Here is a 13,791-nt window from a genome sequence, read left to right on the forward strand (position 1 = left end):
ATCTTTGTTCACGACGACCGTCGGAAGCGGTTGTTCATTCGACCGCGAGCGTGTTAGGCAAGGAACGTTTCTCTCTGTATTTAGGTTTTCTTATTGTTGACGCCATCACCCTCGCGTAAAAGAAGAACTCTTTTGCGACGATAGGCGCGCCACAGGCACGAGTATTGCTCATTAATCGACACTATTCGAAAAGCGGGTCCGTACCATGTCATCCGCCCTTCGCCTCGACGACCCCCTTCGGCTCCAGCGACTTCGTTCGATTGATATTCTTGACACGCTCGCCGAAGCTCACTTCGATGGTTTAGCCGAACTCACTGCGAAACTTCTACGTGCGCCAGTCGCATTGATCAACTTCGTCGATGACGTTCGCGTCTGGTGCAAAGCTGCATGGGGGAGCGAACGCAGGCATTACCTGCATCATGAGGCGTTATGTTCCCACGCACTGCTCACCGGGGACGCGCTCGTCATTCCGGATACCTTAGCAGACGAGTCGTTTCGTCACCATATAAGCATCACCGACGAGCGTCAGGTGCGGTTCTATATCGGGATCGTGCTTCGCACTTCTGACGGAGCCGCGCTGGGTACGCTGTGTGTGATCGATCACGTTGCACGCGCCGTCGACGAAGGGGACATACGCACGTTGCGGCAGCTTGCGCTGCAGATAGTCGCGCACCTTGAGGCCAGGCTACCCCAGTTACGAATAGCTGCGCTGGAAGAACAGCTTGAGTCGGCGCAAGAGAATCGCGACCGTTTCCTCGCGATGCTTGCTCACGAACTGCGCGCACCGCTCGCACCGATCTTGACAGCCGTTCAAATTCTGAACCGCAAAGGCATCACACTCGATCAGCGCATGTGGGCAAAAACGCTGATTTATCGGCACGTTCGATATATGGGTGAAATCGTCGATCATCTGCTTTCCACCTCACTTGTTTCGTTCGGTGCACTTGAACTCCATCTCGAACCCATAAGTGTGAAAACGCTCCTGGAACACGCGATTGAAATGAGCCAAGCCGCCATCTTGGAAGGTCAGCATTCGTTTTCATGGCGCATTGTTGGCGACGCGCCATGGGTGAGTGCAGATCGCACACAATGCCCCCTCGTCATTTCGCACCTTCTAACCAACGCCGCGCAATATACGCCGGCGGGCGGCGCTATCAACCTCACTGTTGAGGAAACCGATGCGACCGTCGCGATCCGCGTGCGCGATACGGGAATAGGGATCGCCGAAGCCGACATGAACGAGATCTTCCAGATATTCGGGCAATCGAAACAGCCTCTCGACCGCGCAAAGGGCGGCATGGGCCTCGGGCTCGCATTGTCGAGACGACTCGCGGAATGGCATGGCGGATCATTGAGCGTTACGAGCGACGGTCCTGGAAAGGGAAGCGAATTCGTTCTCGCGCTTAAACGGACGAACCCACCAGAACAAGCGCCGAGCGTGGGCCTTAAGGAACACGAACAGTTCGTGCCGCTCGATATTGTGATCGTCGAAGATAGCGTCGACACGGCCGATGCTCTTGCGCTCTACTATGACCTCTCAGGTCACAACGTACGCGTGGCCTACCGCGCTTCTGATGCGGTGGCAATGGTGGCACAGCGCCAGCCTGACATTATCTTAAGCGACATCGGGCTACCTGACACCGACGGCTACGAATTGATCAAGAGATTGCGCGAACTGAACTCGCTGATTCCAACCGCGTTTATCGCTATTACTGGTTACGCGAGCGAAAAGGACAGGGAAACTGCTTTCCAAGCAGGTTTTGACGCACACTTTTCCAAGCCCGTGGATTTGGAACAACTCGACAGGGAATTATCTCGCCTGCAAGCAAGTAAGTCAGCCCGGGCTGCTTCTCGTCCCTAACTCCCCGCCCAGGGATTTGGTCAAACCGAGTCTCACGCATTCTGTCATAGCGCTGACGAACCAGCCGGCGATGCGGTTTGTGCTGATACTGTCTGGACAAGGTTCCGGTTGATACCGCGATCAATGGCCGTCTGCACTATCGACACGCCTGTTATGAGGCACGCCTGTAACAGTTCGCGTTTTGCCCTTTCGTCGTAGCCACGCCGGCCGCCCTGCTTGCAACCCACCACTAGACACAAAGTATTGGACCTGCTCTCCTCAATTGCGGCTCTGAGCCTTCGGTTCTTTTGAGCCTCAAGCTTAACCCGCGTCGCTTGAACTACAGCAGGCTTAATACATTGTGTCTAGGTTCTGCAATCGTTCATCTCGCACGCCCATGTCCGAGTTCGTTGAACATGCACACGTATCCTCTATGAATCAGCCGCGCCATGCAAAGGCAGCCTTCAAAAACCGCTTACGGTTTACCCAATTTGTAACATCGGCGCCGATACCGGACGGCCCTCTCGCCAGAGATTAGCTCACATGCTCCTATTCTCACGCCGGATGAGGGTCATTCATCTAATTCACTTCAACAGATATAGGCGTGCCCGGAAACGACAGTTATCGGCCCGGCTTCGGTCAGCTATGGAGATTTGAGGAGCGTCCGTTACACAGCCAATATGGGACGCCACCGTTGTTATGTTGGCAGCTGTGGTAACGGCTGATGCTCCGGTTACTGCGCAGGTGATTGAGGATGGCTTCCGATAGTCAGCGGCGGGGGCATAACCGCAATTGATATGTCGCCGGTCCGTGTCCTAGGCATCTTTGCAACATAGGTCGCCGTGGCACCGCCCCAATATACCCAGTGATTTCCTGCGTGAACCTTTACCCTGTCACTGAGCGGACCGCCCACGGGCAGGCGCACCGGCGTTTGGGATTCGATAAACACCTGTGCGACACGCCCTTTGATTGTCGTAACTGTAATCACTCCGCGAGCCCAGGACGGTCGGCTTTGCATCCGGAGCGTATAAACATCCGGTGCGATGGCGTGCAAACACGGTGGTGCACTTGTGTCGCATTTCGGCAGTTGGGAGATAGGCGTTGCCAGGTTCACGCCTAATAACGTAGCCGCATGCACCGACCTGAGCGCAAACAACAGCGAACTGCAAAGAACGTACTTCATTATTTCGTCCTGAATGTAAAGCTATGAGTCGGCCGTCCATTACTCCCCTTAGCAATCTTCGGACCTATGGGCTCCGACGGACCTTTGGAAGCTTGAACTCTTGCTGCAGCCCATGTTGCACATGGCAAACTGTCAGGCTTGCGCGGAGGTCGCCTTCGACCGCGCCGAGTGGCACATTTTCCGCAAAGCCACCGCCGGGTACAGTAAATGCTGCGAAATCGCAGAACACCGAGCCTCGTTCTTGCTGACGGACGGAGGAATTACTACAGAGCTCCGTCTGCGTTGATCGGCGCCTCGTCGTTATTGCGGCAAAATCTCATATTCTGACCGACCGGTTGCTCACGATTTCTCGATAAGGGCGCCAAGCCGCTGTGCTTCGGCCGTGGCCAGCCCTACTCGATCTGCCAAGGCGCCGGCACCAGAATGCTGGTCCGGCAGGGCGCAGGGGTACTCGGATCTTAATTGGTGAATTTTGACAACCGACATCGTGGTCTTGCGCATCAACCGAAGCCGGGATGCCCGAGCGAGCCATCGATCGATACGTATCCCTTTCCATCGGGGACGCCATTCGTGAAAGTCGCAGCCGTTTCCCGCTACGTTTTTCCTTACGCTGCCCTGCTCATGCTCAGTTCTTGCGCCGGCAACACCCATCTCAGTTTTCTCAATCCGCAGGGCCCCGTGGCATCCATACAGCGTACCCACTTTGTTGAGATGGTGGCGCTGCTGGCGATCTTTGTTGCGTTGCCGATCTTTGTCCTCATCCCGTGGCTTGCCTGGCGCTACCGCTTTGGCGTCAAATCCTCGCGCTACACGCCTAAATGGGCGTTCTCTAGAACTCTGGAAGTCGTTGCGTGGAGCGGCCCTGCGGTGATCGTGGCGCTATTGGCCGTGCTTGTCTGGCGTAGCACGCACGCGCTTGATCCGTATAAGCCCCTGGCCTCCAAGACGCCAACACTCCGCGTACAAGCAATCGGTTACGACTGGAAATGGCTATTCATCTATCCGGACCAGGGTGTGGCCAGCATCGGCGTGCTGCCGCTGCCCGCAGGGCAGCCCGTGGCGATGCAGCTAACCTCCGCCACAGTAATGCAGTCGCTGCAGATACCCGCACTGGGCAGCCAGATCTACGCTATGGGCGGCATGGTCACACAGTTGCACTTGCAAGTGGACAAACCTGGCCGCTTCATGGGCGAAAACACCATGTACAACGGCGACGGCTTTCACCAGCAACGATTCACCGCTGTGGCGATGACGCCCGATGCATTCAACGACTGGGTGAAACATACCCGGGCTCACGGCGCGCCACTGGATGCAAGCACGCTCAAGCTGATTTCCGAACGCACGACCCGCGCGCAACTCACGGCCGCACTGGGACAAAGTCAAGCCAGCGATGGCGGCATTTATTTCAACAACGCGGAAGCCGACGTTTTCTCCACCGTCGTCAGAGCAACCATGGACGGTAACGTGGCCGAGCCTCAGACGACCGTTCATACCGCACCATCCACAGCGGTACATCTAGTTGGAAACGCGAACTTACCCTCTGTGGAGCAAAAGCCGTGAGCCTTCCCTACGTTTTTGCGCATCCGCTGGGACGGCTGAGCCTAAATTCCCTGCCGTTCTGGCAGATGCTGCAAGACCCCAGCGAAGCAAACGTGATCAACGGCATCATCGCCACAGGAGCAGCATCGATGGTGGTGATTGGTGCCATCGTCACCTTTGCATTGATCACTCGCTACCGGAAATGGGGCGTGCTCTGGTCGGACTGGCTGACCAGCCCAGACCACAAGAAGATCGGCATCATGTACGTCGTGCTGGCCTTCGTGATGCTCGCGCGTGCGCTGATTGAGGCCCTGTTGATGCGTACCCAACAGGCGTTCGGTCTCGGCGGTGGCTTTCTCTCGCCGGATCACTTTGCGCAGCTGTTCAGTACGCACGGCACCATCATGATCTTTTTCATGGCGATGCCCTTTCTCACGGGGGTCATCAACTACGTCATGCCGCTACAGATCGGCGCGCGCGACGTGGCTTTTCCCGTACTCAATTCGATCAGCCTCGGATTGACTGCTGCCGGCGCGGCCCTGGTGATGATTTCGCTTTGCTTCGGCACGTTCTCGACCGGAGGCTGGTTCGGCTATCCGCCCTACACAGAGGCCACGTTCAGTCCCGGAGTAGGACCGGATTACTGGATTTGGTCACTCTCGCTGGCTTCGCTCGGTTCCACCTTTACCGGCATCAATTTCGCGGTCACCATTTACAAACTACGCGCGCCAGGGATGACGGTCATGCGTATGCCGTTGTTCACTTGGACCGCTCTCTGCACAAGCATCCTCATGGTATTTGCCATGCCACCGTTGACTGTGGCCACAGCCCAGCTTGCGCTGGACCGTTACCTCGGTTTTCACTATTTCACCAATGCGCTTGGCGGCAATATGATGCACTTCGCCAATCTGTTCTGGCTATTTGGCCATCCGGAAGTCTACATCTTGATATTGCCGGCGTTCGGTGTCTACTCCGAAGTCATCTCGACTTTCTCAGGCAAGACGCTTTTCGGCTACCGCGCGCTCGTCATGGCCACCATGGCCATCGCGGTCCTGTCATTCACCGTCTGGCTACATCATTTTTTCACCATGGGCCAGAGCGCTAATATCAACGCGGTGTTCGGCATCGCATCGATGCTGATCGGCATTCCCACCGGCGTAAAGATCTACGACTGGATGCTCACGATGTTTCGCGGGCGGATTCGATTTACAGTGCCAATGATCTATTCCATTGGCTTCATGCTGCTGTTCGTCTTGGGCGGCATGAGCGGAATTCTGCTTGCCGACCCCGGCATCGACTACCAGGTGCACAACAGCGTCTTTCTGGTCGCGCACTTTCACAACGTCGCGGTTCCCGGGGTGCTGTTCGGAATGATCGCTGCCTACCATTATTGGTTTCCCAAGGCTTTCGGCTTTCGCCTTAACGAGCGTTGGGGGAAAATTTCCGCGCTATGCTGGATCGTCGGCTTCATGCTGGCGTTCTTTCCACTCTATGCGTTGGGATTGATGGGCATGCCACGCCGCACCGTGTCCTACTCCGAGCCCGCCTACGTGCCGCTGGAGATGGTCGCCTTGCTCGGTGCCGTCATTGTCGTCGTAGCCCTGACGGCACTGGTCGTGCAGTTGTGGGTATCCATCAAGCAACGTGATGCAAATCGGGTGTTTGCGGGCGACCCTTGGGATGGACGCAGTCTCGAGTGGTCACTCTCAGCTCCCCCACCAGAATACAATTTCGCGATGATTCCGCGGGTCACCACGCGCGATGCATTCACAATCGCCAAGGAGTCCGGCAGTGCTTATCGACGGCACGAAACGTACGAAGATATCGAGGTACCCAAGAATAGCGCGATGGGGCCGGCTATAGCAGCCACCGGCTTTGCGCTCGCCTTTGGCCTGGTTTGGCATATCTGGTGGATGGTGATCGTGTCTTGTCTGGGCGCCCTGGCCGCAATGGTCGTCCGCGGCTTCACGCGAGACACCACGCGCATTGTCAACGCACAGGACGTGCGAGCGGAACATCATCGTTGGCTCGATGCTGTTACCGGTGCCACGGCCATATCCCGTGCCGACGAACGCACGCCGGCCAATAACGGTCTGGCCGAACATCAAATCGACGGGGCGGTGCCATGAGCCGCGAAGCCGCCAAATACCCAGGCTTAAATCTGAACTCCGCGCACGGCAAGGATCACGAAGTAGCCGAAAGCCTGATGTTCGGCTTCTGGGTGTTCCTCATGAGCGACGCAATCCTGTTCGGCATGGTGTTCGCGACTTACGTTACCTCGTTGCATGCCACCGCTGGCGGCCCCGGCCCTCACCAGCTTTACGATATCAATAGCGTCCTGATCGAGACGTTGTTGCTTCTGGCGAGTAGCGTCACTTTCGGAATGGCGTCGCTCGCCCTCAAGTACAGGCACACCCCGCTGCGGCTGGTCGGATGGCTAGCGGTAACGCTGATACTGGGAGTCGCCTTCTTGTGTCTGGAACTGCACGATTTCAGCGACATGTTCGCGAAGGGAGGCGTGCCCAGCCGCAGCGGTTTTCTGTCCGCCTTCTTCGACCTGGTGCCCCTACACGGGCTTCACGTCACCGGAGGCTGCATCTGGCTGATCTGTCTCGTGGGTCAAATCGCCCGCTACGGGCTCGATACCAAGACGAAGCTCGGCATTATGCGACTCGCGCTGTTCTGGCATTTTCTGGACATTGTTTGGGTCGCGATTTTCTCTGTGGTGTACCTGGCGGGGCTGACATGAGCGAGCCACTAAACGACGGCGTGGGCGGGCTGGCCCCAATGCGGGAAGAGGAAAATCGAGAGTTCCGATCGTACGTCTGGGGCGCAGGCATCGCGTTATTGCTCACTGCGTTGCCGTTTGCGTTACTGCACTGGGCGGGCTTGCCGCGTTTGACGATGCTGATTGTTATTGGCGTATTCGCGCTGGTACAGATCCTCATACACTTCCGCTGTTTCCTGCACATCAGCTTTGCCCACAAGCGCGAGGATCTGCAGCTAATCCTGTTCTCGGCGCTGCTGTTGACGATCATGGTGGCGGGCACGATCTGGATCATGGCGAGCTTGGCACTGCGGATGGCGATGCCCGCCGCTTGATACTTCAGGGTGCTGTTTGTCTCAATCAGCCGCCGGTTGCAAATCCTGGGTACAAGGTCATCCCACCGTCCACAAAAAGCGTCGCGCCAGTTACGTAATCAGCCGCGTCGGACGCAAGCCAAACCGCAGCCTGCGCAATGTCATCAGGTTCACCAATGCGCTTGTAGGGGACTAATGTCATCAGGTCGGCATAGGCTGCGGGCGTGCTCCACGCTTCCGTGTTGATCGGCGTGCGAATGGCCCCGGGCGCGAGACTATTGACGCGGATGCGGTAAGGCGCGACCTCCTGAGCGAGACTTTTCATAAGCAGCATGACACCACCTTTGGACGCGGCATAGTTGGCATGACCCGCCCACGGTATCTCCTGATGCACCGAACTCATACATAGGATCTTCCCCGCCGCAACCGATACCGCTTCGTCGACGCCTCGCCGCTTGAACTCCCTGACCGCCTCCCGCGTGCAGAGGAACTGTCCGGTCAGATTGACTCCGATCACCGTGTTCCATTGATCCAGCGTCATCTTGTCGAACGGCGCATCACGCTGCAATCCCGCGTTGCTAACCACGATGTGGAGGGTACCGAAATGTTCGATGGCACGGACGAACATCGCCTGTACCTGGTCTTCCTTGCTAACATCAGCTTGAAGCGCGATCGCACGTCGCCCGAGGCTTTCTATCTCGTGGGCGACCTCCTCTGCCGCCTCCGGATCCGTCACGTAATTGACGATCACATCCGCACCCGCGCGGGCAAGCCCCAGGGCGACCGCCTTTCCGATGCCGGAATTCGCGCCGGTGACAAGGGCTGGTTGCCCCGCGAGCATCGGATAGGGCGTGGGATGCGGCAAACGGCGGGCGTCTGGAGCTGCCGGCGCGGAAGGATCTTTAGGGGTTACATCGGTCATGGACACTCCGGAACGTTGATTGATTGGTCATATATGGGCGGTGTGCGATATCAACTGCCACCCCGGTTGAGCGTCGGACCGCAAAGATTCAGCGCAGTATTGACGATAGCAAGATGGGTCAGCGCCTGCGGAAAATTGCCGGCGAGATGTTTGCCCGGCACGTTGTACTCTTCCGACAACAGCCCGAGATCGTTGCTCACGGCAAGTACACGCTCGAATTGCGCCCTTGCTTCATCGGTGCGTCCCTGCAGAATCAGGCAATCAGCCATCCAGCATGAACACGCGAGAAACACGCCTTCGCTCGGGCCGCCCTGGCGTGCTTTCGTTCGGCGAATCAGGCCGCCTTCCGACAGCTCTCGCTGGATCGTGGCAATGGTTGCGGCCATGCGGGGATCGTCGGCCGGCAGAAAGCCCATTAGTGGAAGCAGCAGCAGGCTCGCGTCGAGTTCCTGACCGCCATAGTGCTGCGTGAAGCTGCCTAAACCTTCATTCCAGCCGTCACGGCAAACCTGTTCGTGAATCTTCGAACGCAAGGCAACAATACGATCGAGCGCTTGCCGATCAACCGTACGTACAGTTCCGGACGCCTCATGGTGGCGAATAAAGCGGTCGAATGCGACCCACGCCATCACCTTCGAGTAAGTGTAGTGCCGCGGCTCGGCACGGGACTCCCAGACGCCCGAACCTTCGCTGTCCCACATCGCAGCAAGGTGCTCGACGATCTTCAGCGCGACCGCAGCTTCCTGCTCCGATGCCGGCACGCCACCCCGCCGAGCGAGGTCTAGGCAATCGAGCACCTCTCCAAAGACATCGATCTGATGCTGTGTCGACGCGGCGTTGCCCACACGCACCGGCTGCGAATAACGATATCCTGGCAACGCGTCGACGGTCCACTCGGCCAGATGCCGCGCGCCGTCGACGCGATACATGATCCTCACTCGATCCGGCGAGCCGGCGATGGCACGCAGCAACCAATCCCGCCAGGCCTGCGCTTCACCGTGAAAGCCGGCATTGAGAAGTGCTCCCAAGGTAAAGCTCGCATCGCGCAGCCAACAGTAGCGGTAATCCCAGTTCATCTTGCCACCCGGTGCTTCGGGCAACGATGTCGTGGGCGCCGCGATCAATCCACCACTCGACTGATGGATCAACGCCTTGAGCGTGAGGAGAGAGCGGCGCACCTCGTGAGGCCTGTGGGTCTTTGAATCGTCGAACCGGCCGATCCAGTTGCACCAGAACTCCCGAGTCGCCAATAACGCGGCTTCGGCATCGATGGCGGCAGGCGGCGGCAGATGGGATGGCCCGTAGCTCATCACGAACGCGAGCCGGCTTCCAGCCTGGACCTCGAATTCGGTTTCGGTGACATGTGACTTGACCTCGAGTGGCATCGGCGCGCGTAGGATCACGAGATCGGGGCCGACTTTGGCGACCATGCTGTCACCTTCTGCCGTCGACCATGGCGGCAGTGCGCCATAGTCGAATCGCAGGCGCAAAGTCGAGCGCATGTTCACTCTTCCGCGCAGCCCGACGACGATCCGCACGACGGATGAAAACGTGGTGCGCATTGGCATGAAATCGATGACCCGTACGGCACCATCCTCCGTCTCGAAGTCGGTTTCCATGACGAGCGTGTCTTGCTGATAGCGGCGGCTCTGACAGATCACCGACGCAACTGGCGCCATCGACCAGTGACCATTTTCCGGCGTACCGAGCAAGGCGGCAAAACAGGCATCGTCATCGAAGCGTGGCCAACACAGCCAGTCAATCGAGCCATCGCGGCTGACCAGCGCGGCAGTTTCGCCATCACCCAAGAGGGCATAGTCTTCGATCGGCTTGCTCATCGCGGTTTTATCCTGAGCGATTTCATTCAGACTTTGTATTTCTTGGCGAGCAAATGAAGTCCGCCGACGAGTCCCACCGCCGCAAGCAGCCAAAACGCAGAGCGGTGTCGGTCGGTGAACATTTCTAAGCTACCTACCTTCGACTCACGATCAAACCGCCCGTGCGCGCCATAATTTCCTGGTACCGGCTCGTATAGGTTGGCCGGGGCGCCCTTCTCGAGCGGTACATCGGTCAGTTGACCCTCATAGCCCGCCGACGCCAGGTATTTATCGATCAGCCCCGGCGCGATCCGGTTCGCCAAAATCGCTTTCACGGTCGGGAAGCCGACCCAGACTTCGCGCCGCTTGTGTGTCGCGGCGAAAAAGATCGCGCGCGCCGGCACTTCCGGCTCGAAGATCGGCGCGACGGGCTTTGCCTTCACACCCATCTTGTTCATCGCCCAGTCGAACTGCGGCGTGTTCACTGCCGGCAGATCGACCATCGTCAAATGCACCTTCAGATTGTCGTGGATGATTTCCGAGCGCAGCGCATCCGTAAAACCGCGAATCGCGAATTTCGCGCCGCAATAGATCGATTGCAGCGGCACTGATCGATAGCCGAGCGCTGACCCGACGTTGACGATCGTGCCGCGATTGCGCAATCGCATACGCGACAATGCCGACATCGTGCCGTGAACCTGACCGAGATAGGTGACTCGCGTGCCGCGCTCGAATTCCTGTGCAGTGAGCTTGGAGACCGGTGCAAACACAGTGGCCATCGCGACGTTCACCCACACGTCGATCGGGCCAAGCTCTCCCTCCGTGCGCGCGGCGGCCGACTCGACGGCATCGGCATCGGCAACGTCCGTGGCGATCGCGAGGGCACGAATGGGGTAGCGGCTCTCGAGCTCCGCGGCCACGCGCGCCAGGCGATCAGGTTCTCGCGCCAATAGCGCGACGTCGTAGCCTTGACGGGCGAACTCTTCGACTGTCGCCCGGCCGACGCCCGCACTTCCTCCCGTCACCACAACTACTTTTGTCATGCTGTTAGACCGATGAAATATGCTGGATGGGGCTCGCGTGCTGCTGACGGTTCAAACGACTTGAAATCGAGCAACGGGAATGTACGTCATTGTATGCAGCAAGCGCCGTACCGGAACGTTTCCGCTAAGGAGCTCAGATTTAAGGATCACGAAATATTACGGAAGACCCACAGGTTTGCTTCTTGCATCAAAACCTGTATTCCGGAATGTTATGCGCCGGCCGACCAAATCATCGTGTTTTCGATCGCAAGGGGACTTATGAATCACTACGACGTCATCGTGATCGGAAGCGGACCGGGCGGCGCCTCCCTCGCACAGAAGTTGGCTTCCACAGGCAAGCGAATCCTGCTGCTGGAGCGAGGCGACTACCTCAAGCGCGAACCCGCGAACTGGGATTCGAAAACGGTATTCGTCGAGGGCATGTATCAAACGCGCGAGACATGGTATGGCGGCGATGGCAGTACGTTTCAGCCTGGATTGCACTACTATGTCGGCGGAAATTCGAAGGTGTATGGTGCGGCGCTCTTCAGGCTGCGCGAGCGCGATTTCGAAGAGCTACAGCATAAGGACGGCGTCTCGCCCGCGTGGCCGCTCAAATACGCCGATTTCGAGTCGTACTATGGGGAAGCAGAACGCCTGTTTCACGTCCACGGGCAACGCGGTGAGGATCCTTGCGAACCACGCTCAAGTACCCCGTTTCCCTATCCAGCCGTCTCCCACGAGCCACATGTCCAGGCGCTCAACGAGTCGCTGCTCAAGGCAGGTCTGCATCCGTTTCACCTGCCGCTCGGCATACTGCTCGATGAAAAGGACAGCAAGGTAACGCCGACGAGCACGTGCATACGCTGCGATGCCTTCGATGGTTTCCCGTGTCTGCTTAACGGCAAGGCGGATGCACAGGTGATGTGCGTCGATCCGGCACTCGCAGCCTACCCAAACCTCACCTTGATGACGAACGCGTACGTCAGCCGGCTTGAAACCGACGCAGCCGGACGGACGATTACGGGTGTTTTCCTACACCACGCTGGCATGGAAGAGCGCTACACGGGCGATATCGTCGTGGTCGCTTGTGGGGCGTTGTCATCGGCGCTGTTGCTGTTGCGCTCCAGTAACGACAAACATCCCGGCGGTCTGGCCAACGGCTCCGATCAGGTAGGCCGCAATTACATGCGTCATAATCAGTCCATCCTGATGGCGCTCATGCGCGAGCCGAACGACACGATTTTTCAAAAAACCCTGGCTATCAGCGACTTCTATTTCGGCGCGGACGACTGGGAGTTTCCGCTCGGTCTGATCCAGATGTGTGCGACTTCCCACGCCGACCAGATCCGGGGCGAGGCGCTGCCGGGCTGGCTCGAATGGCTACCGGAAATGCCGTTCGAGACCATGGCGCGTCATTCGATGGACTTCTGGCTGTCGACGGAGGACTTGCCCCGCCCCGAGAACCGCATCCGGTACGACGGCAAGCGCATCGTGCTTGAGATCGAGGAAGGCAACATGGAAGCACATCATCGGCTCAAGAAGAAACTTGAAGGGCTGCTCGCCGACGCGGGCGCGCACGCGAAGATGATGGAACGCAAACTGTATCTGGGGAAGAACATCCCCATCGGCGGGACCGCCCATCAGGCGGGGACGCTGCGCTTCGGCACCGACCCTGCCACATCTGTACTGGATGTGAATTGTAAGGCACACGAACTCGACAATCTGTACGTCACCGACGCGAGCTTCTTTCCATCGATCGGGGCAGTCAATCCAACCTTGACGATCATCGCCAACGCGCTTCGTGTCGCCGAGCGGATCGGCGAGCGCTTGGGCGTAAAGCCGGTAGCCGCATGACGGCCACCGGAAAGGAACAAACGTGGATTTTTTCAACCTGATTGCCGTTCCACTGATCGCGCGGGTGTGTCTCGTGCTCATGTTTCCGTTCAGTGCCTTCGACAAGATCGTCCACTGGAAGGAAGCGATGCAGCAGGCGACGTCATCCATTTTGCCGGGCGGCGCCGTGTTGATCGTGATCGCCATCGTCGTGGAGTTCGTGACACCGGTATGCATCGTGATCTGCTGGCATGATCGGCTGGCGGCATTCGTACTCGCGGGCTTTTGTGCCGTCACCGCTCTCCTGTATCACCCTTTCTGGAAATACCCGCACTTCTGGTCCAAGGCTGGCGAGGGACGCAGCCACTTCTGGGATTTCCTCAAGAATTTCGGCCTGGTTGGCGGACTGTTGTTGATCGTGATCGGCGGGATACCTGTGAGCGCCCTGTCGGTACTGGAGCATCCGCTCTCCACGGTGCCTTACGCAGACGCGGTGACGATACCGGCTGCATCGATTTCCATCAACAATTCCCGGCCGTAAATAACCAACT

General features: G+C 58.1%; 10 protein-coding genes. 7 read left to right on the forward strand and 3 right to left on the reverse strand.

What is annotated here, in order from left to right; translation table 11 throughout:
- Positions 1 to 205 precede the first annotated feature (205 nt).
- From AWB64_RS00575 to AWB64_RS00595, 5 genes are all read left to right on the forward strand, one after another.
- Positions 206 to 1,861: a hybrid sensor histidine kinase/response regulator gene (locus tag AWB64_RS00575; RefSeq protein WP_060816693.1), complete on the forward strand. Its 1,656-nt coding sequence runs from the start codon at positions 206 to 208 to the stop codon at positions 1,859 to 1,861.
- Between the two features lie 1,732 nt (positions 1,862 to 3,593).
- Positions 3,594 to 4,583, forward strand: a complete 990-nt coding sequence (locus AWB64_RS00580) for a cytochrome ubiquinol oxidase subunit II family protein (RefSeq protein WP_157766559.1) — start codon at positions 3,594 to 3,596, stop codon at positions 4,581 to 4,583.
- 65 nt (positions 4,584 to 4,648) lie between these two features.
- The gene (locus AWB64_RS00585; RefSeq protein WP_082850346.1) at positions 4,649 to 6,691 is read left to right on the forward strand and encodes a cbb3-type cytochrome c oxidase subunit I; all 2,043 of its coding nucleotides are present in this window, start codon (positions 4,649 to 4,651) and stop codon (positions 6,689 to 6,691) included.
- Complete coding sequence (locus AWB64_RS00590) at positions 6,688 to 7,311, forward strand: cytochrome c oxidase subunit 3 (RefSeq protein WP_060816695.1); 624 nt, start codon at positions 6,688 to 6,690, stop codon at positions 7,309 to 7,311. Before AWB64_RS00585 ends, AWB64_RS00590 begins: the two co-directional genes overlap by 4 nt.
- Entirely contained in the window at positions 7,308 to 7,664 is a 357-nt protein-coding gene (locus AWB64_RS00595; RefSeq protein ID WP_060816696.1) for a cytochrome o ubiquinol oxidase subunit IV, read from the forward strand. Before AWB64_RS00590 ends, AWB64_RS00595 begins: the two co-directional genes overlap by 4 nt.
- 25 nt (positions 7,665 to 7,689) lie before the next feature.
- Here the strand turns inward: AWB64_RS00595 and AWB64_RS00600 are convergent, their stop codons facing one another.
- The 3 genes from AWB64_RS00600 to AWB64_RS00610 all read right to left on the reverse strand — a co-directional run bounded on the left by AWB64_RS00600 (position 7,690) and on the right by AWB64_RS00610 (position 11,425).
- Entirely contained in the window at positions 7,690 to 8,484 is a 795-nt protein-coding gene (locus tag AWB64_RS00600; protein ID WP_060817146.1) for an SDR family oxidoreductase, read from the reverse strand.
- A 131-nt stretch (positions 8,485 to 8,615) separates the two neighbouring features.
- On the reverse strand, positions 8,616 to 10,403 hold the full coding sequence (locus AWB64_RS00605; RefSeq protein WP_060816697.1) for a glycoside hydrolase family 15 protein: 1,788 nt from the start codon (positions 10,401 to 10,403) through the stop codon (positions 8,616 to 8,618).
- Between the two features lie 26 nt (positions 10,404 to 10,429).
- Positions 10,430 to 11,425: an SDR family oxidoreductase gene (locus AWB64_RS00610; protein WP_060816698.1), complete on the reverse strand. Its 996-nt coding sequence runs from the start codon at positions 11,423 to 11,425 to the stop codon at positions 10,430 to 10,432.
- A gap of 258 nt (positions 11,426 to 11,683) precedes the next feature.
- Between AWB64_RS00610 and AWB64_RS00615 the strand changes: the two genes are divergently transcribed.
- Both AWB64_RS00615 and AWB64_RS00620 read left to right on the forward strand, forming a co-directional pair.
- Positions 11,684 to 13,261, forward strand: a complete 1,578-nt coding sequence (locus tag AWB64_RS00615; RefSeq protein WP_060816699.1) for a GMC oxidoreductase — start codon at positions 11,684 to 11,686, stop codon at positions 13,259 to 13,261.
- 22 nt (positions 13,262 to 13,283) lie between these two features.
- Entirely contained in the window at positions 13,284 to 13,781 is a 498-nt protein-coding gene (locus tag AWB64_RS00620) for a DoxX family protein (RefSeq protein ID WP_075643208.1), read from the forward strand.
- Positions 13,782 to 13,791 lie beyond the last annotated feature (10 nt).

It is taken from the genome of Caballeronia sordidicola (genome assembly GCF_001544455.2).
Taxonomy (GTDB): Bacteria; Pseudomonadota; Gammaproteobacteria; order Burkholderiales; family Burkholderiaceae; genus Caballeronia; species Caballeronia sordidicola.

Excerpts from the sequence above, each read along its gene's own strand:
- AWB64_RS00575 (WP_060816693.1), top strand. The coding sequence starts at position 206 with ATGTCATCCGCCCTTCGCCTCGACGACCCCCTTCGGCTCCAGCGACTT.
- AWB64_RS00615 (WP_060816699.1), top strand. The coding sequence starts at position 11,684 with ATGAATCACTACGACGTCATCGTGATCGGAAGCGGACCGGGCGGCGCC.
- AWB64_RS00595 (WP_060816696.1), top strand. The coding sequence starts at position 7,308 with ATGAGCGAGCCACTAAACGACGGCGTGGGCGGGCTGGCCCCAATGCGG.
- AWB64_RS00590 (WP_060816695.1), top strand. The coding sequence starts at position 6,688 with ATGAGCCGCGAAGCCGCCAAATACCCAGGCTTAAATCTGAACTCCGCG.
- AWB64_RS00610 (WP_060816698.1), bottom strand. The coding sequence starts at position 11,425 with ATGACAAAAGTAGTTGTGGTGACGGGAGGAAGTGCGGGCGTCGGCCGG.
- AWB64_RS00605 (WP_060816697.1), bottom strand. The coding sequence starts at position 10,403 with ATGAGCAAGCCGATCGAAGACTATGCCCTCTTGGGTGATGGCGAAACT.
- AWB64_RS00600 (WP_060817146.1), bottom strand. The coding sequence starts at position 8,484 with ATGCTCGCGGGGCAACCAGCCCTTGTCACCGGCGCGAATTCCGGCATC.
- AWB64_RS00585 (WP_082850346.1), top strand. The coding sequence starts at position 4,649 with ATGCTGCAAGACCCCAGCGAAGCAAACGTGATCAACGGCATCATCGCC.